Raw genomic sequence first — 21,609 nt, 5'->3', positions numbered from 1 at the left:
CGGATGCGGCGGCGTGCAGGACTGGATCCCCGACGACCGTCCGACAGGCGCGGAGAGCGTCGCCCCTGCGGGGCGGGAGGCCGCGCCGGAAATCGAGCTTACCGAGCAAGCCGCCATCGCCTTGCCCGGAGATCGCCTGCTCAACGGCGCAGCGCTCTCGCCCTCGGGTGACTTGGTCGCAGCCTGGTTTGCGGGCAGTCCCGGCGTCCGCGTGTACGGCCGATCAGCTCCAAGGGACATCCTCGTGGCTGAGATCGGGCATGCGACAGGCGTTGAGTTTCTGGACGAGGAGCACTTCGAAATCGTTGACGCCGCGAGCGGCGGTGTGGTGACGGCCGACATGGCGGGAGTCGCGCATTCTCGGCGCGGTCTACCGGGTTCGCGGCAGGCCACCGCGGCGGCGCGTACCGCGACCGGGTGGATCCTCGCGATTTCCGATTCCAATTCGACGCCTTCCTACCTGCGGTTGCCGGAGGGAAAGGGCACCTGGGTGCCGGACTCATCCTACATGAGAACTCTCGGGCTGTCGGTGGGTGGGTGGGGAGCCCTCGTGTGGCAGGGCTTCAGTCCCTTTCGCGCGTGGCGGATCGGCGTGGGCCGCGAGTGGACGTCCGTAGAGTTCGAGCGGGTGTCGGCCGACTGGTTTGACGACGATGTTTCCAGTGCGCTACGCGCAAGTCCCGACATCTGGAGCGTGACTTCCGTCGTTGCTGTCGGATCCGGCTATGTCCAGACGTTGGCGAATCGCGGTACCGACGACCGACTCCTCCTCTGGTTCGACCAGGGAGGTCGATTCCTGCGGCATGTCGCCGTTAACGCGCCCTTCGGGTTCGTTGCGGCCGCAGCGAAAGCGCCGGTGATGCTTGCGATGCGGACGCTGAACGACAGCGAACTCGTGAAGTACTCCTGGGAACGGATCTCGGGAGCAACCTTGGAGCACAAGGAGGCAAGACCATGAAGGCAACTCGGATCTTCCTGCTGGGCTTCGTCGCCGCCATCTTCGCAATGGCGCTGACGTTCGAACACGCGGCGGCTCAGTGCTGGACCTGCACCGGGGGGTTCATGCTAGTCGACGACGACTGGAAATGGTGCGGTGTCTGCACCGGGGGCGATGAGGGAGCCAAGAACTGCGGCATGTCCTCGTGCAACGGCTGCTGGGCCCTTGGTCCCTGCTCTGTCCAGCTGTCGCTCGACGGGCGTTCGGCCGCACCGGAAGTGCCCGAACCTCCCAGCTTTGACCAACCCGGCGGGGCGGCGGCGTTCGTAGCGACGTTCGCCTCCGCGGATCGTGGTCCGGTCCCGCCTAGCAACGCTCGGCAGACGCGGCGGTCGTGCGATGGTGGGATCATCTCGAAGTGGTACTCCGTCAGCGCCGTGCGCGCGGCGCGGGGCGCGACGGCTCAACTGCGGCTGTAGGAACTGTGCAGGGAGATACGGGCATGCGGGCGGTGCGGCGGTTCGTTGGGGGCATCTTCCTGGTGCCGCTGGCGCTCGCCTGCGCCGCCCCGGCACCGGAGCGGGCGCCCGGGCAGGTGCTGGAGTGGACCCTCCGCAGGAGCCTCGTCCTCGGAAGCCCGGACGATCCGATCTACGGGTTTTCGGCTGTCGGCAGCGTGCTGGCCGATGAGGACCGCGTGTACGTCCTCTTGCGCCAGGAGGGCATGATCCGCGTCTTCACGCGTGACGGGGAGTTCGTCCTCGACCTCGGCGGCGGTCGCGGGGAGGGTCCCGGCGAGATGGCGGTCCCGACCATGATGGGCTGGCGCGGACCGGGGACGATATGGGTCGCCGACACGGTCTTGCGGCGCTTCACGTTCTACGATGTCGCGACCGGGGAGGTGGAGACGATGCCGTTTCACGTGTACGCGCCGGACGCGCACGAAACGACAAGGCTCGATCCGTTAGTCGCAATGGCCGACTTCCGCGCGGCAGCCGCCGCGCTGCCCTCCAACGCGGCCCCGGCGCGGGGAACCCCCAGGAGGTTTCCCATGGTGGTGTTGGACACCGCGGGCACCGTGCGCGACACGCTGGCGCTGCTTTCGATGCCGACTTCGGTTGAGATCACGGCCGGCGTGGCGGACGATGGGGTGCTGCAACTGCACCACCCCCTTGAGGCAGGGGACAAATGGCAGTTCGCGCGCGACGGGTCGAGCGTCGCGATCGTCGGGGGCGGGAGCTGGACGGGCCGGGGTCCCGCCGAGTTCGGGGTGACGAAGGTGGATTCGGAGGGTGACACCCTGTTTCACCGCCGCCTCGCCTACGAGCCGCGCCCCGTGCCGGACGGTTACTACGATGACGAGATCAATCTGTGGCTGGATACTCCCGTCGTCGTTGACCGGCGTGAGGTCGCGGACGCTGTGCGCGAGTTCTACGAGCAGACCCGGTATCTTCCTCCCGTGACGAGCGTCAGGCTCGGAAGCGACGGAACCGTGTGGCTGGCGGGAGTGGACGAGGACGGCGAGCGCGAGTGGCTGGTGCTGGACGGCTCGGGATCGCCCATCGGCCGATTTCGGCTTCCCACGACCTCGTGGGTGTCCTACGCGAACCAGAACGAGGCTTGGGTGGTGGAGAAGGATGCGCTCGACATCCCGTACGTGGTGCAGTACGACATCGTGCGGTAGGGAAAACCGCGTTGCCTCCCCCTGCGACTACTCCTGCGGCGTGGGTTCCCTACTTCCAATTCGGGAAGGTCCAGCCGCCGGCCCAGGCTAGGCCGGCGGAAGCTCGGGGGCTGACCCCGCGCCGCCGTCCGCATCCCCCGAGCCCACGGCCCGCTGCAGGACCTCCTGGATGTCCAGCCCCAGCACCGACGCCAGCCCCTCCATCGTCCCGTAGGCGCCGCGCACGCGCTGGTTGAGGGCATTGGACACGCCTTCGCCCTAGCCTCCGTCCATCACGACCACCCGGTCGATATCCACGCCCTCCACCGCGCCGACGGCGATCTCGAGCAGTTCCGGGAGCTTCTCGGCCATGAACACGGCGAACGCCGCGTCGCCGCCGGTCTGGACCTCCGCGTAGAGCCGCCTCAGCACCTCGACCTGGGCCTTTCCGCGCTCCAGGATCGGGGCCGCCTCGTACCGGATGGCCGCTGGTTCGCCGGGGGCTGGATCACGGAAGGCCGGATCGCCCGCTATCACGCCGACCGCAGCTACGATCGTACGATCCTCGGTTTTCCGCCCGACGCGGAGGCGCCCGGAATGACGCTCCTGCAGGCCTACGAGAGCCGGGTCGTGGCCGACCCCGCGGGCCATCGTCTGGCCGCGGCGACGCTCCTCGGCGGGCTGCTGGAGATCTTCGACTACGAGGGCGTCCCGACCGCTCGGGCGGCCGTCCCCGACCCCTTCCCACCCTCATGGGTACAGGGGCGATCCCGGGGCGGCAGGGCCGTGATGTCGGTGGGGTGCCGAGACGCGCTATGGCTTCACGGATCTGGCAGCGACGCACCGCTACCTGTACGGCCTCTTCTCCGGGGGGAGAGTCATGCAGGACGGCACGCCATGGGCCACCCACGAGGTGCAGGTCTTCACATGGGAAGGCGAGTACGTGAAGACCCTGTACCTGGACAGAACGGCGCAGACGATCGCCGTGGATGCCTCCGATGCGTGGCTCTACGCCAGCGGACCCGAGCCCAGCCCGTGGGTGGCGCGGTTCCGGCTGCCAGGACCCGAACATGAGTAGGGCGATTTCCTACGCGGGCTGGGTAGACTGGCTCGCGATCGAACTGACGTTCGCGTCGCAGGTTCCCAACTTCGAACGGGCGCTGAGCAGTTTCTCGCTCGAGGAACAGAGCTGCTTCGCTCCTCAGTTCTCGAGGGCCGTCACCGAATTCGCCCAGCATGTGGCGAGCGCTCGGTGAACGGGATTGAGGTCGCCGAGGAGGCGACCCTCCTGATCGTGCAAGCGGCCCACGGGGGAGCCGGGGAGAGCATGGGATGATCAGAGTTCTTGCGGATTCCTCTCAAGACGCCGCGCTCATCGCGGAAACCGTCGGCCGCGGCGGCGCAGGTGGTCAACGGGCCAGGCCCGTTCACCCGCGACGATGTCCACGTCGAGTGCGTGGTTCTGGGCTGCCGCTCTCCGGTACCCCCTGGGCGGCTCGAACTCGTGCGGGAGATCGAACGAGAAGTGCCCTGGGCCCCCGTCATCTTCGTCACGGATTCCGCGCCCGACATCGCTCGGTGGCTCGGCGAGAGCGGGGTGTCGGACATCGTGTGGTTCGAGGACGTCCGGACCGAACTCCGCCCCCGGATCGAAGTGCTATGCCGAACGGCCGTGCTGTTCGGATTGGCCCAGGAGATTCAGGGATCGACGTTGTCCCCGGCCCTTCGCGCGGCCCTGGCGCACAGCCTCCGCGCCGCCACCGACCGACCGGTGCGCAACGTGACGGAGCTGGCGGACGTTTTCCGTCGCTCCCCCGTGACACTGTCGCAGGCGTTTCGGAGGAGCCGCCCGGGCGAAGCCACCCTTGGCGGTTTTCTCGGCGCCCTTGTGATCCTGAGGGCGCATCAGCTCCGTACTGCGGGGCTCCGCTGGGAAATCGTGAGTCAGCGCCTGGGATTCACGCGCCCAACCCTTCACCTCAAGTCCAAGAAGTGGCCGGGACTGACGCTGAAGCAGCTCGCACGAACCCCTCGTCAACAGCTCATCGCGAAGTTCGTCGCCGATCACATGCAGCCGCTGCTGAACGGCGGCACCCGCTGACGAGATGCCGCTCAACGACCTGTGTCCGCTGCCGAGCTGGTGCTCGACCGTACGCGCTCATCGATGTCGTAACGAACTTCATCACTTCTCGAACACAATTCATCGATTCTGGGAGGTCTAGTACGGATCTGCTCCTGACCTGATCTTCAACTCAGAATGTCCATAGCCCTTCTCAAAAGGAGATTCGCATGAAACGCTTGACCGCGATCCGCAATTGCCGCTCTGTTGGCCATGGTGCTTGCGGCTCTCGCCGCTCCGGCTTCCACCGCCCGAGCACAGGAAACAGGACAAAGTTGTGAGGACTACGAAGTTGACTACTACGGAGAAACGGTCACCTGCAGCGTCTGTACGTACGACGACAGCCCTTGCACCACGTGGAGTTGTCCTGGACAGATGGGCGTAGCATGCCCCGGCCCGCAATAGCGGAGTCTTGTGGCGTCCCACAGCTTCGCGCCCGGGCCCGTAACGCGCTCTCGTCGCTCCTACGTTGCATCGGAAGGACTGGGCCGATCGTGGACGCGGAGCATCGTATACCATTAGGCTTTCTGTGTCTGCACTAGTACTAGTGTTGTCGCGCGGCACGCGACGATTTCGATCGTCGCGTGCCTCCACGCCGTGTGGTGCCATCTGCGCGCATCGGCGGGCACCCCTACCTCCCCCGATTCGGATCAAATCTGATGACGACACCGTCGCCCCACAGCCGCTTGGGCGCTTTAGGGGCACCGACTGAACACCTTCATTTCAATCGCGGTGATATTATTTGCCGTCTATTATTTTCTGCGGCCTCAAGGGCCCTTGGGTCGCAAATGGGCCTTATATCGACATGAACAGAACGTAACAGCGCTCGCTCGATCCGTCTGGGACTCTCTTTCCCAGCGGCCCATTCTCGGCGGCGGCGACGCGACGATCGTTGTCTTCACTGACTACGAATGCCCGTTTTGTCGGGCTGCCAACGACACAATCGAACATGTGCTGAAGCTCAACCCCGCCGTCGCCATTGCTCACCGCCAATTCCCGCTGACTGCTATCCACGCGAACGCTCGCGCCGCCGCAGTTCTTGTCGAGTGTGCAGACGTACAAGGTCTTTTCGAACCCGTTCACCGATCGCTCATGATGACGAACGAATGGCAGAGCACCGGAGATTTTGATGCACTGCTTGACAGCGTGGAAGGCTTTAACGTCAGTCACTTGGACCTGTGTCGCAATAGTGCGGATATCACCGAGAAACTTTCGCGCGACAATCTCTTGGCGAATGACTTGGGCGTTGCGGCCACACCCACATTCCTATCTCGACGCGGAATCCACGTGGGGATCCCCACCGTGAAAGAACTACTGGAGCTTGCCGGGGAACGCCCTTAGGTTTCAGGCTACGCTCAGTGGGGCACGGCGCTTGAGGCTCAAATCTTACTCTTGGAGGCAGATAATCATCTCATGACATCGTACAAATACAAGTTGACGCGCTCCGTTCTGGCCCTGTGCATGGCGATCGGTTCGACCGCGTGTTCGAGCGAAGCGCCGGAGTCGGATCAGTACGGTGAGTGTTCGATCGACGCTCAGGGAACCTGGACGTACCGGGACACGCGACCGGTGAGCGACCTTCCCAGAGCGACGGCGACACACGTCGTGACGGTCGGTGGGCTCGATGACGACACCGGTGTGCCACTGGAGAGCGTGCAAGCCGGATTGTTGCTCGACTCGGGGCAGTTCGCGGTGTTGTCGGGCTGGAAGCAACTGTTGATCTATGGGCCGGACGGTCGACAGACGAAAGTGTTCGGAGGAGAGGGGGAAGGGCCGGGTGAGTTTCAGCAGGCGACCCGCATGGGATTGCGTGCGGATGGGAATATCTGGGTGTGGGATCTCCTGCTGCAGCGCCTGTCGGAGCTGTCGCCGAATGGTGAACTCCTGGATAGCAGGGCGGTGCACTCTCGTGATCCGCCGCCGCCCCAGGCGTTTGGACTCCTGGATGACGGGTCCGTGGTTGCTTCGCAGGCCCGGGTGGTGCGACTGGCCGACCAACGGCGGAGGGGTGTCTGGCGGAACACGATTCGGTATCTGCGGCAACCGGAGGACGGTCGCTGGACCCTTCTTGCGGACGTGCCCGGACCGGAGATGTATTCAGTGGACCTCGGCGACCGCGTGTCCCCGGAACGCCTTCTGTTCGGGGCCACGACGATAGGTACGGTCAACGGCGATCATCTCTATCTCGTCGACACGGCTGAGCCATCCATAATCGGCATGCGAGGGGATGGGACGGTGACGACGCGAATCCACCTGTGGCTGGAGGGTGGACAGGTCCCGGCCGGGCTGGAGGAGAAGGAAAGACAGAGGCGAAGCGAGCGGTACGAGTACCTGCAGGAGATACCACAAATGTCGCAACTGTATGAGCTTTGGAGGGAAAGGGCACAGGCTGTCCCCGCGCGTGACGTCCTGCCTCCGATAAGGAGTATCAGGAGTGGGGTTCGTGACGAGCTGTGGTTGCAGCTGGAAGCCGGGGACGAGGAAGCGTCGAGGACGTGGCTCGTGGTCCGGCCGTACGAGGGAACGACACGCCTGATGGAGCTTCCAGACGGTCATGGTTTTCTGCATGCAGCGAGTTCGTCCGTGCTCACGAGGTCCGTGGGCGCGCTAGGCGAACACTATGTGAGTGTCTTCGAGCGAAGCGACGGTGTCGTTAGGCCGGGTCGAGGCTGTCTGCCGTTGTGAGGGGCAAGCCGCACACATGACGGTCGTTCGGGGATGGACGGGCATGGCGGATCGGATCGGTCTCCAGACCCTGCATGGGCTTCTGCGAGGGGCCTCAGTAGTGTCCAGTCGTCGTCGTCAGGCCGCGCTCGTCACTACGCTGCTCGCGGCGGCGTGTGGCGGGCCGGCCGATGTCGCATTTCAGCCCATCAAGCTCGATCCGCTCGCCTCCGCGCCGTCACCGCTGAGCACAACCAATGAGCTCACTTTCCTGGCCGGCGGCGCGGCCTGCGTCATCGATTCGTACCGGCACCGCGTGAGCTGCATCGATCCCGGCGGCGAGTCCGTCGAGTTCGGTGCCGAAGGCGAAGGGCCGGGCGAGTTCGCGTTCCCGACCCACCTACTTCGCGGCGCGTCCGGTACGATTGGGGTACTCGATTCGCGACTGAACCGCCTGTCGATGTTCTCCCCGTCCGGGGAGTTCCTCGCTTCCACGGGAGGGCTTCCACGCGGGTTCTTCCTTCACAGCCGCCAGGTGATGGACGGGACGGTGTCTGGTTCGTACAGGAAGTTCGACTCAAACGGCGACCGGCCGATGGTGCAGGCGGAGATCGATGTGGCGACGGGTCGGGTGGAGTGGGAGCGGGCGTTCCCGCACGAGGCGGACTTGGTGAATTGCTCGACACCCTTGTGGAGGATCACCCGGCTGCTGTTCGGATACGGGGATGGAAGTGGCGATCTCCTGTTCCTGGCCTGCCACGGCGAGTTTCTGATCTGGTACGCGGATCGGAACTCGGAGGAGCCCGCCGCGATCGTGCGGTCCCCCACGTATGTCGAGCGATACCCGACCGAGGAGGACGTGGCGTCGACGCGACGGGCGCTGCGGTCGGCGCGTTGGGGTCCTCCCGGCGAGGAGGAGATTCGAGCCAGACCGAAAAGGTGGTACGGGCCGAGTGTCGTGGACGACCGGCGGCGGTACTGGGCGGTGTCGCATTGGAACGCAGGGTCCGATGTGATCCCCCCGCTCAGCCATATCGACATGTTCCGCCTCGCGGATGACGGTCCCGAGTACGCGCTGACGCTGCAGGTGGCCGACAAGGTCGTGGGGATGGACGTCCTCGGGGACACGCTTGCGATCCTCGTCGTGCGGGATGTCGGCGGCGTCGTCGCAGAGCGCCGCGTGGACTGGTACGACATCTCCGGCGTGGCTGACCCTGCGGTAGGCGGACCGACGCGTGGGAGCCCGTGACGCAACCGAAGACAGGTCCGATTCACTGCGCCAACTCACGCCGTACTGTCTACGCGCCTGGTCTGCGCTGATTTCCGAACGTTCGTCAGCCGACGCCGCTTCAGCTACGAGATGTGACGAAGTACGCCTGTCCACTTCTATACGCGCGACGAACTGCTTGGCTTGACGCGCGAGGGTCTTGCTGTCGTGGCTGGACCCGCGAGGACGTCACAACGGCTGGACAGAGCGCCCCGCGGCGGCTTGCATGCGTGTCCCGTGTGAGATGCCCGGGCTAGCCCGGCGGAAGCTCGGGGGCTGACCCCGCGCCGCCGTCCGCATCCCCCGAGCCCACGGCCCGCTGCAGGACTTCCTGGATGTCGAGCCCCAGCACCGACGCGAGCCCCTCCATCGTCCCGTAGGCGCCCCGCACGCGCTGGTTGAGGGCGTTGGACACCCCCTCGCCCTGGCCACCGTCCATCACGACCACGCGGTCGATGTCCACGCCTTCCACCGCACCGACGGCGATCTCGAGCAGTTCGGGGAGCTTCTCGGCCATGAACACGGCGAACGCCGCGTCGCCTCCGGTCTGGACCTCCGCGTAGAGCCGCCTCAGCACCTCGACCTGGGCCTTCCCGCGCTCCAGGATCGGCGCCGCCTCGGCCTCGGCCCGGGCGAACGCCGCCAGCTTCTGGGCCTTGGCGGGCTCGATCACGTCCGCCCGCAGGCGCTGCTCCTCGCGTTCCACGCGCTTCATCTCGAGGACCTTTTCGGCTTCGACCTCGGCCTCCTGCGCCTTCACGCGCGCGATCTTCTCGGCCGTCTCCCCCTCGCGGTCCAGTTCGGCCTGGCGCACGCGCAGCTCGTTCTGCGCTTCGGCGACCTTGATCGAGGCCGCGGCCTCCCGCACTTCGGCACGCCGCCTGGCCTCGGCCTGGGCCTCGCGGGTGTCGGCTTCCGCCTGGGCCTCCGCGATCTCCGCCGCCCGGATCGCCTCGGCCGACTTCTCGCGCCCGATCGCCTCGAGGTAGCCCCGTTCGTCGCTCACGTTCTGGATCTTGAGTACGTCGAGGTGGAAGCCCAGCGACGCGAGATCTTCTCCCGCGTCCTCCGACAGCGCCTTGGCGAACCCCAGCCGGTCCTCGTTCACGGCTTCCGGCGTGAGCGTGGCGAGGACGCCGCGCAGGTTCCCGGTCAGCGTGTCCTGGGCCAGCTCCCGCACCTCTTCCTCCGCCTTACCGAGCAGGCGCTCCACCGCGTTGTTGAACACCCACTCGGGCTCCGAGGCGATCTTCACGTTCGCGATCGCCTCGACGTTGAGCGGGATGTTCCCCTTGGAGAACGCGTTGTTGACGGAGACCTCGATGGGAATGGTCTCGAGGTTCATGTGCTGGACGGCTTCGATGATGGGGATCCGGAGTGTGCGCCCGCCGGAGATCGAGCGGTAGCCGACAGTCTGGCCGGCGGTCAGGAGCCGGTTGCGGCCCGTGATCACGGCGGCGCGGTTGGGGGGGACGATCACGATCAGGTTCTTGAGTGTGATGATCGCGACGAGTACGACGACCATGAAGACGACCGCCATCGTGACGGGGGCGGCCAGAAAACTCAGAAAGTCTTGCATTTCGACCTCATTCCTCGAGCAGCTTCATGTCCACTGGCACGACGGTCGCGATGCCGTCCGCCATGCCGACCACTACGACCGACTGTCCGGCGCGCAGCGGCAGGTCGTCCGGGCAGGTCGCGTCCAGACGGGCGCGAACGCTGTGCCTGCGCTCGCCCCGCACCACCTTCACCGTACCCGCGCTGTCCGCAGCTATTTCGAGCGACACCTCGCCCGTCAACCCGACGAAGGACCGTTCTCCGAGTTCGGCGCCGCCCTCGGAGCGCTTGAGGTAGCGGAACACAGCGCTGATGAAGGCTCCGGAGGCGAGGCCCGTGGCGCTGGCGACGATCGCCGTCAGGCCGGCACTCGCGCCCCCCCAGACGGCGTGCAGGATGGCTCCGGTCGCCCCGAAACCGAACAGCGTATATACGATCGTGCGCAGGGAGAGAAGCTTCGCCACCTCGGCTCCGCCGCCGACATCCAGTTCGCCGTCAACATCGACATCGATGTCCATGCCGTCCAGGAAGTCGCCGAACACGGACAGCGCCAGGAAGCCGCCGCCCACGAGGAGACTGAAGATGTACGCCGTGAGCATGGTACCACTCGCTTTCTCGGGACCGGGGGCTTCGGAACGTACCGATCGGGGCTTCTTCAGCGCGACAGTTCGTCGAAGGTCGCGTTCCGGATTGCGTACGAGCGCCAGTCCTCGTGGTCGAAGTGCCACCACTCGGCCTCGTACACCATGAACCCCTCCGCTTCCATCGTCCGCCGCAGGAGTTCGCGGAGCCAGCGCTGACGGGAGGTCCCGCCCGGGTAGTCCGGGAACGAGCGCGGAGAGGCGTCCAGCGCCTCCGCCCGCAGTTCCTCGACGGGACGCACGGGATCGATGCGGAAGGTGCCGCCCGCCGCGGTTCCCACCTCCCGGCGCGCGAACCGGACAGAGGCGGCTTCCACCGCGGTGGCCCGGTCGCCGGCGTCACGCGCGAAGACGAGCCGCTCTCCGTGGTAGAGCCCCCAGTCCGGGAAGGCGTAGACATCGCGCGACACTACCTCCAGGGGATAGAGGAAGAACCACTCGATGAGGGCGTGGAGGCGGCCCTCACGCTCCAGGATGTAGAGGACGTTGTAGTCCCGGCCGTATTCGCCGATGAGTCCCGCCCAGTGCGCGGGGGTCTCGGGCGGAGGGCCGGGGTCGGGGCGCCGCGCCAGCCGACGCGGCGCGCCTCCCGCCACGTTCCCCGGCACGAGCAGGTCATCTCCCTTGCGGAGGTAGCGCGCGCCGAACGTCGACGATCGGGTGTCGCCACGGGTGCGAGAGGGTCGCGCCCAGGAGCGGGGTCAGGGCGAGCCGGCCGCCGCGCTCGTCGAGTTCGATGCCGTCGTCGAGTACACGCCCTCCAACTCGAGGGCGCGCGCCGGATCGAGAGGGTCGGTGCCGAGGAGGGGTGCCTCGGGGAGCGGTTCGCCCGCTTTCGCGGCGAGCATCAGCTCGAGGGCGGCGTCCGCGACGCGCCCCGTCACGGTGTTCGTGCCATCGACCGCCGAGACGGCCACCGCCCCGATCTTCGCCTCGGGCAGGAAGGCGAGCTGGGTCGAGAACCCGTAGATCGCGCCGCCATGGCCGAGCCAGCGCTGCCCGAAGCGCTCCTGCACGGCGAACCCGAGGCCGTAGCCGCTCGTCTCCCCTTCCGGCGCGAACTGCGGCGCCCACATCGACTCGAGCGTCCCGGGCTCCAGAATCCGGCCGTTCACGCCCTCGCCCCCGCGGAAGAGGGCGGACATGAAGCGGGACAGATCCAGCACGGTCGAATACATGCTGCCCGCCGGAGCCATCCCCAGTTCGAACGTCGGCGCGTCGAACAGGCCGCGGTCGAAGCCCCACATGTAGGCCGCGGCCAGGTCATCGACGACCTCCGGCTCGGGGGTGAAGGCGCTGCTCGTCATCCCGAGCGGCTCCAGCACGGCCCGCCGCACGTAGTCGGCGAAGGGTTCGCCCCGCGTGACCTCCAGGGTGTAGCCGGCCACAGCGATACCGGCGTTGGAGTATTTGGTGCGCTCCGTCGGCGGGTAGATCTGCGGCGTGCCGCTGAGGCTCGCGACCGTGGCGGCGAGGTCGGTGCCCGTGTCGTCGAAGTAGTGGCCCGCGGGGGGCTCCCGGATGAGGCCGGAGCGGTGCGACATGAGCTGGCGCAGGGTGATCTCTGTGCCGCTCGGGTTCTCCGGCGCGAATTCGGGCAGGTAGTTCCGGACGGGCGCGTCGAGATCGAGTTCGCCGCGCTCCACGAGCTGCATGACCGCGATGTCGGTGAACAGCTTGGACACCGAACCCACCCGGTACACGGTCTCGGCCGAGGCGGGGACGCCCCGCTCGGGATCCTGCTCCCCGAAGCCCGCCGCCCACACGACCTCGTCCCCGTCCACGAGCGCGATGGAGAACGCCTCGAGCCCCTTCTGCTCGCGTTCCCGCTCGATCATCGAGGTGAGCGCGGCCGCGACCCCGGCGTAGTCCGCCCGTGCGTCGACCGCGGCGCCGGGATCTGCGCTATCGGGCGCACACGCGATAGTGATCGTCAGCGCGACGGTCAGGAGTGACCGGTAGGCGTTCCCGCGGCCCCCCCGGACCATGTGTGCCCTCGGCATGGGCGATTCCCCCGAGTTGAGGCTGAGTTGATGCGTCGGGACAACCTGGCGGGCACACCTCAGGAGGCAAAGGACGGAGAGACCGCCCCGAAGGACCCGAACCGCGATACCGGTGACGGGATCCGCGCCGCCTGATCCGATGAAAGGCAAGATCATGGGCACCCGACGATGGATCCTCCTGGGTCTCAACCTGCTTCTCGCCACCGCCATCCTGGCCCAGCCGGGCAAGGCGGCCTCCGCGCGCAACTCCGAAGACTGCCTGGATATCTGTGGGGCGGAATGGAGCGCGTGCGTCGAGAACGAGGGCTGGGACTGCCACTTCAGGTTCAGCCGCTGCCTCGAGGAAACGTGTTGGCCGATCCGGTAGGGAGCGGCCTCAACCTCGGCCCGGCCCGCCTCCGTTTGACGCTCCGTTGACGCATGGAAACAACCTGGAGAGCACACGTCGGGAGGCAGCGGACGGAGGGGCCGTCCCGAAGGATCGCGGCTGGCCAACCTGAGTCGTGACCCGCGCCGCCTGACTCGAAGAAGGGATAGGATCATGAACAAGCGACGATGGGCCCTGCTGGGCTTCAACCTCCTGCTCGCCACCGCCATCCTGGTGCAACCCGGCGCGGCGGCCTCGTGGGCCTGCGACTTTGAGGTCTGCATCTGCGCGTGTCTCGCGGATTGGGACGATTGCGACGAGGGCGGTGGCGAGACCTGCGAGGCTGACTATGCGGAGTGCGAGAAGGGTTGCAAGAAGATCTGGTAGCGGTCACATGACGCAGGACTCGAAAACTCTGAACCGATACCGCCGCTATTGCATGCTCGCGGCCCTGGGGCTGCCGGTCGCGTGTCTGGACGGAAGCCCCGGCGCCAGGGATGCCGGTTCAACGCAGCCGGAAGCGGACCCCGCGCCCCTGCGCGCGGGGTCTCCGCGACTGACTCTGGGGAACTGGTCCGGGGGCGGGCATACGGATTTCTACGACATCGCGGGCGTCATCGTAGACCGGCGCGCGGGGGTTCTGATCGTAGCCAACCGCGGAGACGCCACGATTCGGACGTTCGGTCTCGGCGGGGAGTGGCACAGTACGCGGGCGGGGATCGGAGGTGGCCCGCGCGAGCTGGCGGAGCTGACGGCGCTCTTCGAATACCGGGGCGATTCCCTCCTCGTGTGGGATGGCGACCGCGACCAGGCGTCCATTTGGCCGTACTCGGAAGGCGACGTGCGTCGGGTTGCCGTGCCGAGCCTTCCCGACAGTCTGCGCTACCCGCGGTTACACGGCGCGCTGGCCGATGGCCGACTGGTGTGGACGGCGGAGTTACCATATCGGCAGCCGGACGAAGTCGGCGAATCGCACCCGGAACGGCGCGCCATCATTTTGACCTCGCCCGGGGGCACGGATTTTGAGACCGTCGCCGCGACGTCCGACATGCGGTATTTCCACTACGAAGCCTCCAACTACCAGCAGGGGAGGGCTCCGTTCTCGCCCAAGGTATTCGTGCTTCCCCGTGACTCGGTCATCCTCTATGGATCGACTGAGCACCTGCGGGCGGAGCACGTGTCCGGCGGGGGAACCCGACTCGACCCGATCACATTCTCCGTTGCCTCCGTGCCGGTTACCGGCGCCCACCGCGCGTGGGAGATCGCGGACCGTCTCCGCCGCCTGAACAGCCGTCCCTTGCCTGCCTCCCTGTTGCAGGGTCAGATGGAAATCCTCGACATCTTGCCCTTTCCCGACTCGTTCCCGGTTCTGGGCGAGGTCGTCGACGGTGCCGACGGCCGCGTCTGGGTGCGGGGCTACCGACCCCCGGAGCCGGACTCGTCCCGCGTCGAGGAGGACATGTCGGTCTGGAGCGTGTATTCGGGGCCGGGAAGCCGAGGCCGGGACATCGAATTTCCCGGCCGTTTCGATCTCCTGTGGGCTGACGGAACGGAAGCGGTCGGCATCGTCCGCGACCCGTTCGACGTCGAGCAGGTCATAATCGTGCCGCTTCCGGCGGCGGTTCAGACGCGTCGAGAGCCATGAAGCGCCCCGGCATCCAGGACATGGGCCTCGCGCTCTGCCTCCTGCTCCTGGCCGTGATCGCATTCCGGCCATCCGGTGTCCTGGGCAGCCGCCTGCAGGCGTGGAACGCCGAGCGGCAGGTACTCGCTCTTTACCGGGCGGAGTGGCGGGAGGCCGCTTCCAGCAGAAGAAGTACGCTCGGGAGCGACGGCGACGCCCCCGTCATCTTCGAGTTCAGCGACTACCAGTGCCCCTTCTGCCGGTCTTCACACGAGGCCGTGGCCGGGTGGGCGACATCCGCGGCTGCGAGGATCGTGCTGGTTCACGTCCCGCTCTCGGATCGCTCCAGGGAAGCCGCTCGGGCGGCGATCTGCGCAGAGGAGGCGGGAGCGTTCCCGCGCATGCACGATTACCTGATGACGAACGACGAGTGGGTGACGGAGGAAGCGGCGTGGGAGTCCACCGCGGACGCGGCGGACGTTCCCGCGGGAACGTGGTTTGCCCGTTGCCTGGAGTCGACGGCCACGGCAGAACGCATTACCCGTGATTCCGCGCTCGCCGTCCGCTGGCGCGTTACCGCCACCCCGACTTTCGTGTCGGCACACGCCTGGACGATCGGGGAGGTGTCGGACGGCGACCTCGAGACCCTCCTCGGCCGGTAAACCGCGCGCTCTGCGATGAAGTTCACCGCGTGCCTGAACTGTTCTCGGAGCTTCGCGGCCTCATCGACCGGGGTCGCCGCCATGGGCGCCGAACCGGCCGTTTTCTGGTGCTGGGGTCGGCCGCCGTCGAGTTGCTCAGACAGGCCGGGGAGAGCCTCGCGGGCAGGATCGAGTTCGTTTCTCTCACCCCTCTGGATGTGCTCGAGGTGGCGGCGGACCGGAGGGCGGCCATCTCGCTGTGGGTCCGGGGAGGTCTGCCCGACAGCTTCCTGGCCTCGAGCGACGACGACAGCTTCGCTTTCCGCACGAACTTCATTCGGACCTACCTGGAGCGTGACGTGGCGGAGTTCGTCTCGAGTCGCCTGCCGACCGAGACCCTCGGCCGACTGTGGACGATGCTCGCGCACTGGCAGGGCGGACTGTTGCGCGCCTCGGAACTGGCCAGAAGCCTCGCGATCAACACGGCGACGGTGGGGCGCTACATCGATTCGCTGACCAGCCTCTTCATCCTGCGGCGGCTTCCTCCGTTCGTGGCGAACGTCCGCAAGCGCCTGGTCAAATCACCGAAGGTCTACATTCGCGACAGCGGCCTCGTGCACGCGCTCCTCCGTATCGGCGACTTCGACACGCTCGCCGGACACCCCGTGTCGGGCGCGAGCTGGGAGGGATTCGTCATCGAGAACCTGCTTGCGGCGGCCCCGCCCGGCACCGGAGCGCAGCGAGCCGCCGGTGGAGTGGCCGGAGTCGAGTCCGTCAACCCGGACGACGGTCAGATCGAGGACGCCTACTACGGTGCCTGGCTGCACTACGGCTTCACCTCCTGGGCGAACGGGGCTCCCGGCCCACGTTCGAGGCTGGTCAGAATCTCACCGCGTCCAGCCACGCACTGTGGATGGCGGGCTTGGCTTTCAGCCGCGGCAGGTCTCGGGTCTCTATGACGCCCAGATTCACGAAGTTCCCCCGCGTCGCCGCAACCTTCGTCGATCAAGCACCGCACGGGAGACGCCGGGCCACCTGTCAGGCTGGCGGCGACCCGGAGCCACGCGTCCGTGTCGGGGCGGTATCGCCGACTCACCCCCGTAGTCTTGAGAAGCTCGCGCAACGAGTCGAAGCCGAGGGCTGAGACACGACCCGGCTCAACCCGGCGCTCCAGAACTGCGTGGAATCGCGCCCGCGTTCCATGGCCCCCACCGCCCATGACTCCACCCGTGGGGCGCCAAAGGTCGACGCCCCGCTTCTCGGTAGCTCACGCCGGGTGCGGCACCCGGCCGCGTAGTTGTCGGTCGTCACTGCCCCCGCGGCCGTTTGATGCCGAGATGATCTCCTGGGCGACCCTGGATGACACATCGTGGCCGGCCGGGCTTACGTCCCGCCTCGATAGGCCGCGGCCGGCAAATCGGACGGAGTGGGATGGCTACGATCGAGATCGACAGCGGCGGTATCCCTTGACCCGCCGGCGCAAGCTCCGGGAGCGGCTGGAGCGCTCGAAAGGCGCTTGCCGGAGACGCGAGGTGGTGCGTTACTACAGAGTACACGGGTTCGAGAGCCGGGAGGGCGGCAATCACACGGTGTTCCATCATCCCCGGCATCCCGACATCATGGGCATCGTCGCCAGGCACGCGAAGCTGGACGCTGCTTATGCGAAGGCGGCGCTGAGGGCAGTGGACAAGCTGCTCGAGCGCCAGTCCAGGGGAGAGACACAGCGATGAGCGAGTCTGACCGGTACATGGCACTGCCGTACACGATTGAGGTCGAGTGCGACGAGCGCCGTCAGGACGCCTTCCACGTTGCTCGCATCGTGGAACTCGAAGGGTGTATCGCCCAGGGGCGGACCGAGGCGGAGGCGCGGACCGAGTTGCGTGGCGCGCAGCGCCTGTTCATCGAGACGATGCTCGACAACGGCGTCCTCGTACCCGAGCCCACGGATTCGCGCGCGACTGCCCGGCGCGTTTCCCCGTCCTCGCCCTCCCCGGCCTGACCCGGACTCCGCGCCCCACGATCTGTCCGTCCCTCCGCGTGCATTGTCAGCGGCGGTGGTGTTCGGCGATGCGAGCCAATGCGTTGCCGAGGTCCTGCATGTAGCGGTCCACGTCCGCCTCCGCGATCGGCGGGCCGTGGATCGGCGCGATCCATGCGGGGGGGTGCCGCTCCAGCATCGTATGCAGCGAACCCATGACGCGGTCCGGGTCGGCGTAGCGCAGCCAGGGCAGCGTCTGGGCGTGGAACTCGTGTACGCCCTCCGCGCGTCCGTCCTCCGGGATCCGTCCCCAGTCGATGTCGCAGGCGCCGGGGGCGTGGAGCGTGCCGAAACCGTCCGCCACGAACAGCGTGCGCGAGGACTCGTCGTAGACCCACGTGGTGTGGTTGCGGTCGGCGAGCGGAGGATCGAGGACCACGAAGCGTCGCCCCAGTACGTCGGCGACGTCGCCGATGCGGGTGCGGCGGGCGTAGGGGAGGCCCTGAAGTTCGGGGTCGCCGCAGGAGGCGACGATCTCGAAGTCGCCCCAATCGGCGCGGAACGCGGGGATGTTCCCCGAGTGCGGGTAGTCGGAGTGCGAGAGGATGATGGCGCCGATCCCGCGACCCGCCGTGGCGTCGCTGATCCGGTCCGAGAGACGCTGCCGGTGATGGAAGGAGCCGGAGTCGATGAGAATCGCTCCCTCCGGCGCGTCGACAAGGTAGACGGAGACGTGGACGTGGCCGTCGGTCTCGGCGAAGCACTCGTGCACCCAGGAGACCCCGCCGCCCAGCTCGATAGCGCTCACGGGGCGCTCACGGGGCGCTCACAGGACGCCTCCGCGCCCGCTCGCCGACACCCGCCGCACGACTTCGTTCATGCGCCCGTAGTACGGGGCCGCGTCGGAGCCAGGGATCGGGAGTCCGTGCGCCGGGGCGAACCCGTAGCCGTGAAAGCGGGCCGCCAGCGCGTCGGCCGCCGCGTTCACCCTGTCCGGAACCACGTACTGGAACCAGAACATGACGCGGCTGTGGAACTCCTCGAGCCGTCCCACGTCCACCGCGGTGTCGATCTCGTCGGTGCGACGCAGACACTCCCCGCCCTGGTGCGGAAAGCCCATCCAGTCGACGGTGAACAGCGTGCGGGTCGTCTCCTCGCTCATCCAGGTGTGGATGGCCGCGTCGAGGAAGGTCGCCTCGGGGAACCGGACCCGGAGTCCGCCGAGATCGATCTCATCCTCGCGACCCACCTTCATCGCTTCGTCCAGATGGTACAGCGCGTGTGTCTCGCCCGCGGCCGGGGCCACGAGTCGGCACTCCGGATAGCGTCGCAGCACCTGCATCGTGTTCCCGGCGTGGGGGATGTCGGGATGAGAGAGGGCGAGGTAGTCGAGCGGCCGCCCGCCGAGCAGTTCCTCGAGCGCCGGGAGCAGGACATCTCCCGACGCCGGGGAGAGCGTGTCCCAGAGGAGTGTCCGCTCGCCCGTGAGCAGGTACGCGTTCTGCGGAACGTGAAGCTCGCGGCCGGGCGTGTACCAGTCCGCGCCGCTCTCCAGCACGGCCCCCGCGATCCCGGCCCGGTGGGCGCCGCATTCCTGGATCCAGTGGATGCCGGGCCATACGTCCGGCCGCCAGCCGGCGTCGGTCTTCGCCGCCATCGTCTCGTTTATGCGTTCGTCCATGCCGGCCAGTCTACAGAACTCCCGCCCGCCGCCACCAGCCCGCCTGTGCCGGGCCGCCGGGATGTGCCCGATTGCTGCGTGGAGAGGTCGTACCAGCGCCATCCTCCAAGCCCCTTGGTCATCCAGGAGCACCGCACAAGATCAAGTGTGAGGGGCCACTGCGACGGCCAAAGGGTCCATATCATCTGGTCCCGCTGTACGATAGACGTCCCTTGGCGTCTGGTCCGACAGCTTCGGCAGCATTGCGATATGTGGAGCGTACTCATCCCGTTCCGTGCTAACAGCGCCGGAACGCTGATCGCCTTGGGCGCAGACCGCATCGTCCTGACCGACGAGGGAGAACTCGGGCCGATCGACCCGAAATTGGACATCCGGCGCATGGTACAGGCCCCCGATGGCCAAGGGACCTTCGTGCAGGACACGATCAGCGTTGAGGACGTGATGGCCTACGTGCGGTTCGTCGGTGAGCAAGGGGCCTCTCGGACCAAGGCCCCATCGCGGAAGCGCTGATGAAGCTGGTCGAGCGAGTTTGCCTCGAGAAGAGAGCCACCCGGCGCGGAGACCCAGGACAAAATGGTCAAGACTCTGGCGGATCAGGTGCACGCGCACGGGCACGCGATTGGGGTTCGAAGCGGCGGGGATCGAGTAGAGCAGTCGCAGTCGCATCGGTCGATCATGACTTAGGCTACCCGAGCCGAAACTCCAGCGCCGCCGCAACCTCCGCCTGTCGTTCGTCGAGGGTGATGAAGAAGACATCCGACGGCTTCGGCGCGACATACAAGGCGCAGGCCACATGCCAGAGATCCGCGCCCCGCAGGTAACCGGCCCGGAGCGCGGCCCGCATCTCTCTCGACAGAGGCGGGTTCGGCTGAATCCAGCGGAAACGCGAAATGAGGATATCGGGAAAGGGCTTTCCCTCTCTGGCGCAGACGGATCGCAACTCCGCCTCCAGGAGGTTGGATGAGATCAGATCCCGGAACCCCCGCAATCGGCGGGCAATGTCGTCCGCGCCCGCCTCGGCAAAAGCGACCGAGACGATCGCGGACGTGTCCACATAGGCCGTGCTCACTCTCCGCGGTCGGCCAGGAACCGTTCCAGCGCGCCCGGCACTGGCTCACCGGGCTTGAGTGGCTCCCGGTGCTCCGGACGGGGGGTCAGGACCCCTCGCCGCTCCAGTTCCGCCAGCCGTTCCTCGAGTTTCGTGGTCGCTGGCCTGAGCGGACGGATCTCGGCCACCGGCTCTCCCCGATAGGATATGGTCACGGTTCTCCCCTCCCGGACGTGACGTAACACTTCGGAGAAACGGGCCTTCGCCTCGTAGGTCGAATAGAGTAGTCGCATCGGACTACCATAACTAGTCAGACCAGTCTTTTCAACCTGGTTCGACCGCCCTGCCGTGGCCTGCTCTCGACGGACACCTCACATTCCTCCCATGAATACCAGACGATGGTGTGATCCGTCATCCGGACAGCAACGGCCACACGCGGCGATCGCGGTCGTGCGCCTCACGAGTCTGGCCACCGTGGCCTTTGGGGCCGTCGCGTGTTCGCCGCCGGGGGACGAGGCGGCATTCCCGAGCCGTCCGATCGAGATCGTGTCGTGGGCGACGCCGGGGGGGCCGACGGACCTCCTTTCGCGGGCACTGGCCGAGGCCGCGCCGCCGCACTTCGAGGGGCAGCGGGTGACTGTGATGACGCGGCAGGGCGGGGCGGGGGCGGCCGGCATGCAGTACCTGCAGGGTCGGGAAGGGGACCCCCACGTGCTCGGCGTCTTCACCGCGAGCGGCACGGTGAACATGGCGACGGGACGGATCCCGTTCGCGCCCGAGGACTTCACCCCCATCCTCCGCATCCAGATCGACCCGTTCCTGATCGCCGTGCGGGACGACAGCCCGTTCCGCACGCTCGGAGACCTGTTCGAGGCGGCCCACGCACGGCCCGGCGAGGTCTCGGTGTCGGGGTTCGGGGCGGCGTCGGCCCACTTCCTCGGCTTCGCCCGGCTGCGGGCCGCGGCGGGTGATCCGGACATCCGCTGGATCGCCTACGAGGGGTCGGCCGACGCGGTGGTGGCAGCGCTCGGGGGACACACGGACGCGGCGCACACGAACTACAACATCGTACGCGAGCACCTGCGCGCGGGAACCATGCGGGTCCTCGGGGTGGCGCTGCCGGTGGAGGCGCTCCCGGAGACGCCGAGCTACGCGGAGCAGGGCTACGATCTGGCGCCCGTGCACTGGCGGGGTGTCGTCGGACCGCCGGGGCTGGCGCCGGAAGCCCGCGCCGACCTTCGCGTGCGGTTGCTGGCCGCGATCGAGGATCCGGGGTTCCGCGAATACATGGAGCGGGCTGCGCTGGAATACGCGACGATGGAGGACGCGGACGCGTTCGCGGTCTGGATGGCGGAGGAGGTGACGACGAGCCGGGATCTGCTGAGGCGGCTGGGACTCCTGGATGAATAGTGGTGAGTA

28 protein-coding genes are annotated in these 21,609 nt (G+C 67.2%); 18 read left to right on the top strand and 10 right to left on the bottom strand.

Annotated elements, in window-relative coordinates; all coding sequences use genetic code 11:
- Positions 1 to 13 precede the first annotated feature (13 nt).
- Genes ACN9M6_RS01440 through ACN9M6_RS01430 form a run of 3 tightly spaced genes read left to right on the top strand, consistent with a single transcriptional unit; the run spans position 14 to position 2,621 of the window.
- Entirely contained in the window at positions 14 to 958 is a 945-nt protein-coding gene (locus ACN9M6_RS01440; RefSeq protein ID WP_419161135.1) for a hypothetical protein, read from the top strand.
- Positions 955 to 1,416, top strand: a complete 462-nt coding sequence (locus tag ACN9M6_RS01435) for a hypothetical protein (RefSeq protein ID WP_419161134.1) — start codon at positions 955 to 957, stop codon at positions 1,414 to 1,416. The genes ACN9M6_RS01440 and ACN9M6_RS01435 overlap by 4 nt, the downstream gene beginning before the upstream one ends.
- Before the next feature lie 23 nt (positions 1,417 to 1,439).
- Positions 1,440 to 2,621 carry a hypothetical protein gene (locus ACN9M6_RS01430; protein ID WP_419161133.1) on the top strand — a complete coding sequence of 394 codons (1,182 nt, stop codon included), beginning with the start codon at positions 1,440 to 1,442 and terminating at the stop codon, positions 2,619 to 2,621.
- Positions 2,622 to 2,708: 87 nt separating this feature from the next.
- Here the strand turns inward: ACN9M6_RS01430 and ACN9M6_RS01425 are convergent, their stop codons facing one another.
- Both ACN9M6_RS01425 and ACN9M6_RS01420 read right to left on the bottom strand, forming a co-directional pair.
- Positions 2,709 to 2,870 (bottom strand): hypothetical protein, encoded by a 162-nt coding sequence (locus ACN9M6_RS01425; RefSeq protein WP_419161132.1) that lies wholly within the window; start codon positions 2,868 to 2,870, stop codon positions 2,709 to 2,711.
- Positions 2,871 to 2,879: 9 nt separating this feature from the next.
- Positions 2,880 to 3,251 carry a hypothetical protein gene (locus tag ACN9M6_RS01420; protein ID WP_419161131.1) on the bottom strand — a complete coding sequence of 124 codons (372 nt, stop codon included), beginning with the start codon at positions 3,249 to 3,251 and terminating at the stop codon, positions 2,880 to 2,882.
- A gap of 229 nt (positions 3,252 to 3,480) precedes the next feature.
- On the opposite strand from ACN9M6_RS01420, the gene ACN9M6_RS01415 reads away from it, so the two are divergent.
- From ACN9M6_RS01415 to ACN9M6_RS01390, 6 genes are all read left to right on the top strand, one after another.
- Positions 3,481 to 3,678: a hypothetical protein gene (locus ACN9M6_RS01415; RefSeq protein ID WP_419161130.1), complete on the top strand. Its 198-nt coding sequence runs from the start codon at positions 3,481 to 3,483 to the stop codon at positions 3,676 to 3,678.
- Entirely contained in the window at positions 3,671 to 3,856 is a 186-nt protein-coding gene (locus ACN9M6_RS01410; RefSeq protein WP_419161129.1) for a hypothetical protein, read from the top strand. The genes ACN9M6_RS01415 and ACN9M6_RS01410 overlap by 8 nt, the downstream gene beginning before the upstream one ends.
- Positions 3,857 to 4,005: 149 nt before the next feature.
- Complete coding sequence (locus ACN9M6_RS01405) at positions 4,006 to 4,701, top strand: hypothetical protein (RefSeq protein WP_419161128.1); 696 nt, start codon at positions 4,006 to 4,008, stop codon at positions 4,699 to 4,701.
- A 795-nt stretch (positions 4,702 to 5,496) separates the two neighbouring features.
- The gene (locus ACN9M6_RS01400) at positions 5,497 to 6,060 is read left to right on the top strand and encodes a DsbA family protein (RefSeq protein ID WP_419161127.1); all 564 of its coding nucleotides are present in this window, start codon (positions 5,497 to 5,499) and stop codon (positions 6,058 to 6,060) included.
- 72 nt (positions 6,061 to 6,132) lie between these two features.
- On the top strand, positions 6,133 to 7,404 hold the full coding sequence (locus tag ACN9M6_RS01395; protein WP_419161126.1) for a hypothetical protein: 1,272 nt from the start codon (positions 6,133 to 6,135) through the stop codon (positions 7,402 to 7,404).
- Positions 7,405 to 7,447: 43 nt separating this feature from the next.
- Positions 7,448 to 8,632, top strand: coding sequence for a hypothetical protein (locus ACN9M6_RS01390; protein ID WP_419161125.1), 1,185 nt, complete (start codon positions 7,448 to 7,450; stop codon positions 8,630 to 8,632).
- A gap of 271 nt (positions 8,633 to 8,903) precedes the next feature.
- Here the strand turns inward: ACN9M6_RS01390 and ACN9M6_RS01385 are convergent, their stop codons facing one another.
- The 4 genes from ACN9M6_RS01385 to ACN9M6_RS01370 all read right to left on the bottom strand — a co-directional run bounded on the left by ACN9M6_RS01385 (position 8,904) and on the right by ACN9M6_RS01370 (position 12,851).
- The gene (locus tag ACN9M6_RS01385; protein ID WP_419161124.1) at positions 8,904 to 10,229 is read right to left on the bottom strand and encodes a flotillin family protein; all 1,326 of its coding nucleotides are present in this window, start codon (positions 10,227 to 10,229) and stop codon (positions 8,904 to 8,906) included.
- Between the two features lie 7 nt (positions 10,230 to 10,236).
- Complete coding sequence (locus ACN9M6_RS01380; protein ID WP_419161123.1) at positions 10,237 to 10,806, bottom strand: hypothetical protein; 570 nt, start codon at positions 10,804 to 10,806, stop codon at positions 10,237 to 10,239.
- A gap of 56 nt (positions 10,807 to 10,862) precedes the next feature.
- Positions 10,863 to 11,456: a M15 family metallopeptidase gene (locus tag ACN9M6_RS01375; protein ID WP_419161122.1), complete on the bottom strand. Its 594-nt coding sequence runs from the start codon at positions 11,454 to 11,456 to the stop codon at positions 10,863 to 10,865.
- A gap of 93 nt (positions 11,457 to 11,549) precedes the next feature.
- Entirely contained in the window at positions 11,550 to 12,851 is a 1,302-nt protein-coding gene (locus ACN9M6_RS01370) for a serine hydrolase domain-containing protein (protein ID WP_419161121.1), read from the bottom strand.
- A 154-nt stretch (positions 12,852 to 13,005) separates the two neighbouring features.
- Here ACN9M6_RS01370 and ACN9M6_RS01365 point away from each other — a divergent pair, with 154 nt between their 5' ends.
- From ACN9M6_RS01365 to ACN9M6_RS01335, 7 genes are all read left to right on the top strand, one after another.
- Positions 13,006 to 13,218, top strand: coding sequence for a hypothetical protein (locus ACN9M6_RS01365; protein WP_419161120.1), 213 nt, complete (start codon positions 13,006 to 13,008; stop codon positions 13,216 to 13,218).
- 174 nt (positions 13,219 to 13,392) lie between these two features.
- Complete coding sequence (locus ACN9M6_RS01360; protein ID WP_419161119.1) at positions 13,393 to 13,605, top strand: hypothetical protein; 213 nt, start codon at positions 13,393 to 13,395, stop codon at positions 13,603 to 13,605.
- A 7-nt stretch (positions 13,606 to 13,612) separates the two neighbouring features.
- Positions 13,613 to 14,863 carry a hypothetical protein gene (locus ACN9M6_RS01355; protein WP_419161118.1) on the top strand — a complete coding sequence of 417 codons (1,251 nt, stop codon included), beginning with the start codon at positions 13,613 to 13,615 and terminating at the stop codon, positions 14,861 to 14,863.
- A complete protein-coding gene (locus tag ACN9M6_RS01350; RefSeq protein WP_419161117.1) occupies positions 14,860 to 15,504 on the top strand; it encodes a DsbA family protein in 645 nt (214 codons plus the stop codon). The genes ACN9M6_RS01355 and ACN9M6_RS01350 overlap by 4 nt, the downstream gene beginning before the upstream one ends.
- Positions 15,408 to 16,442, top strand: coding sequence for an ATP-binding protein (locus ACN9M6_RS01345; protein ID WP_419161579.1), 1,035 nt, complete (start codon positions 15,408 to 15,410; stop codon positions 16,440 to 16,442). The genes ACN9M6_RS01350 and ACN9M6_RS01345 overlap by 97 nt, the downstream gene beginning before the upstream one ends.
- 576 nt (positions 16,443 to 17,018) lie before the next feature.
- Entirely contained in the window at positions 17,019 to 17,213 is a 195-nt protein-coding gene (locus ACN9M6_RS01340; RefSeq protein ID WP_419161116.1) for a hypothetical protein, read from the top strand.
- Positions 17,210 to 17,482 carry a type II toxin-antitoxin system HicB family antitoxin gene (locus ACN9M6_RS01335; protein WP_419161115.1) on the top strand — a complete coding sequence of 91 codons (273 nt, stop codon included), beginning with the start codon at positions 17,210 to 17,212 and terminating at the stop codon, positions 17,480 to 17,482. The genes ACN9M6_RS01340 and ACN9M6_RS01335 overlap by 4 nt, the downstream gene beginning before the upstream one ends.
- Before the next feature lie 46 nt (positions 17,483 to 17,528).
- Here the strand turns inward: ACN9M6_RS01335 and ACN9M6_RS01330 are convergent, their stop codons facing one another.
- Together ACN9M6_RS01330 and ACN9M6_RS01325 are read right to left on the bottom strand one after the other, a co-directional pair.
- Positions 17,529 to 18,269, bottom strand: coding sequence for an MBL fold metallo-hydrolase (locus ACN9M6_RS01330; protein WP_419161114.1), 741 nt, complete (start codon positions 18,267 to 18,269; stop codon positions 17,529 to 17,531).
- A gap of 18 nt (positions 18,270 to 18,287) precedes the next feature.
- Positions 18,288 to 19,142 (bottom strand): MBL fold metallo-hydrolase, encoded by an 855-nt coding sequence (locus tag ACN9M6_RS01325; protein ID WP_419161113.1) that lies wholly within the window; start codon positions 19,140 to 19,142, stop codon positions 18,288 to 18,290.
- A gap of 249 nt (positions 19,143 to 19,391) precedes the next feature.
- On the opposite strand from ACN9M6_RS01325, the gene ACN9M6_RS01320 reads away from it, so the two are divergent.
- A complete protein-coding gene (locus ACN9M6_RS01320; RefSeq protein WP_419161112.1) occupies positions 19,392 to 19,652 on the top strand; it encodes an SDH family Clp fold serine proteinase in 261 nt (86 codons plus the stop codon).
- A 175-nt stretch (positions 19,653 to 19,827) separates the two neighbouring features.
- Here the strand turns inward: ACN9M6_RS01320 and ACN9M6_RS01315 are convergent, their stop codons facing one another.
- Positions 19,828 to 20,211, bottom strand: a complete 384-nt coding sequence (locus tag ACN9M6_RS01315; RefSeq protein WP_419161111.1) for a PIN domain-containing protein — start codon at positions 20,209 to 20,211, stop codon at positions 19,828 to 19,830.
- On the bottom strand, positions 20,208 to 20,483 hold the full coding sequence (locus ACN9M6_RS01310) for a type II toxin-antitoxin system Phd/YefM family antitoxin (protein ID WP_419161110.1): 276 nt from the start codon (positions 20,481 to 20,483) through the stop codon (positions 20,208 to 20,210). The genes ACN9M6_RS01315 and ACN9M6_RS01310 overlap by 4 nt, the downstream gene beginning before the upstream one ends.
- 91 nt (positions 20,484 to 20,574) lie before the next feature.
- Between ACN9M6_RS01310 and ACN9M6_RS01305 the strand changes: the two genes are divergently transcribed.
- The gene (locus ACN9M6_RS01305; RefSeq protein WP_419161109.1) at positions 20,575 to 21,600 is read left to right on the top strand and encodes a tripartite tricarboxylate transporter substrate binding protein; all 1,026 of its coding nucleotides are present in this window, start codon (positions 20,575 to 20,577) and stop codon (positions 21,598 to 21,600) included.
- Positions 21,601 to 21,609 lie beyond the last annotated feature (9 nt).

Origin of the sequence: Candidatus Palauibacter sp., assembly GCF_965197445.1 — a bacterium.
Lineage (GTDB): Bacteria > Gemmatimonadota > Gemmatimonadetes > Palauibacterales > Palauibacteraceae > Palauibacter.
The sequence above is the reverse complement of the archived record's forward strand: the minus strand, read 5'-3'. Positions and strand labels throughout refer to the sequence as shown.

Bases quoted from the DNA above. Each gene is read 5' to 3' on its own strand.
- ACN9M6_RS01435 (WP_419161134.1), top strand. From the start codon at position 955: ATGAAGGCAACTCGGATCTTCCTGCTGGGCTTCGTCGCCGCCATCTTC.
- ACN9M6_RS01430 (WP_419161133.1), top strand. From the start codon at position 1,440: ATGCGGGCGGTGCGGCGGTTCGTTGGGGGCATCTTCCTGGTGCCGCTG.
- ACN9M6_RS01420 (WP_419161131.1), bottom strand. From the start codon at position 3,251: ATGGCCCGCGGGGTCGGCCACGACCCGGCTCTCGTAGGCCTGCAGGAG.
- ACN9M6_RS01415 (WP_419161130.1), top strand. From the start codon at position 3,481: ATGCAGGACGGCACGCCATGGGCCACCCACGAGGTGCAGGTCTTCACA.
- ACN9M6_RS01410 (WP_419161129.1), top strand. From the start codon at position 3,671: ATGAGTAGGGCGATTTCCTACGCGGGCTGGGTAGACTGGCTCGCGATC.
- ACN9M6_RS01395 (WP_419161126.1), top strand. From the start codon at position 6,133: ATGACATCGTACAAATACAAGTTGACGCGCTCCGTTCTGGCCCTGTGC.
- ACN9M6_RS01390 (WP_419161125.1), top strand. From the start codon at position 7,448: ATGGCGGATCGGATCGGTCTCCAGACCCTGCATGGGCTTCTGCGAGGG.
- ACN9M6_RS01385 (WP_419161124.1), bottom strand. From the start codon at position 10,229: ATGCAAGACTTTCTGAGTTTTCTGGCCGCCCCCGTCACGATGGCGGTC.
- ACN9M6_RS01380 (WP_419161123.1), bottom strand. From the start codon at position 10,806: ATGCTCACGGCGTACATCTTCAGTCTCCTCGTGGGCGGCGGCTTCCTG.
- ACN9M6_RS01370 (WP_419161121.1), bottom strand. From the start codon at position 12,851: ATGCCGAGGGCACACATGGTCCGGGGGGGCCGCGGGAACGCCTACCGG.
- ACN9M6_RS01365 (WP_419161120.1), top strand. From the start codon at position 13,006: ATGGGCACCCGACGATGGATCCTCCTGGGTCTCAACCTGCTTCTCGCC.
- ACN9M6_RS01360 (WP_419161119.1), top strand. From the start codon at position 13,393: ATGAACAAGCGACGATGGGCCCTGCTGGGCTTCAACCTCCTGCTCGCC.
- ACN9M6_RS01355 (WP_419161118.1), top strand. From the start codon at position 13,613: ATGACGCAGGACTCGAAAACTCTGAACCGATACCGCCGCTATTGCATG.
- ACN9M6_RS01350 (WP_419161117.1), top strand. From the start codon at position 14,860: ATGAAGCGCCCCGGCATCCAGGACATGGGCCTCGCGCTCTGCCTCCTG.
- ACN9M6_RS01335 (WP_419161115.1), top strand. From the start codon at position 17,210: ATGAGCGAGTCTGACCGGTACATGGCACTGCCGTACACGATTGAGGTC.
- ACN9M6_RS01325 (WP_419161113.1), bottom strand. From the start codon at position 19,142: ATGGACGAACGCATAAACGAGACGATGGCGGCGAAGACCGACGCCGGC.
- ACN9M6_RS01320 (WP_419161112.1), top strand. From the start codon at position 19,392: ATGTGGAGCGTACTCATCCCGTTCCGTGCTAACAGCGCCGGAACGCTG.
- ACN9M6_RS01310 (WP_419161110.1), bottom strand. From the start codon at position 20,483: ATGCGACTACTCTATTCGACCTACGAGGCGAAGGCCCGTTTCTCCGAA.
- ACN9M6_RS01305 (WP_419161109.1), top strand. From the start codon at position 20,575: ATGAATACCAGACGATGGTGTGATCCGTCATCCGGACAGCAACGGCCA.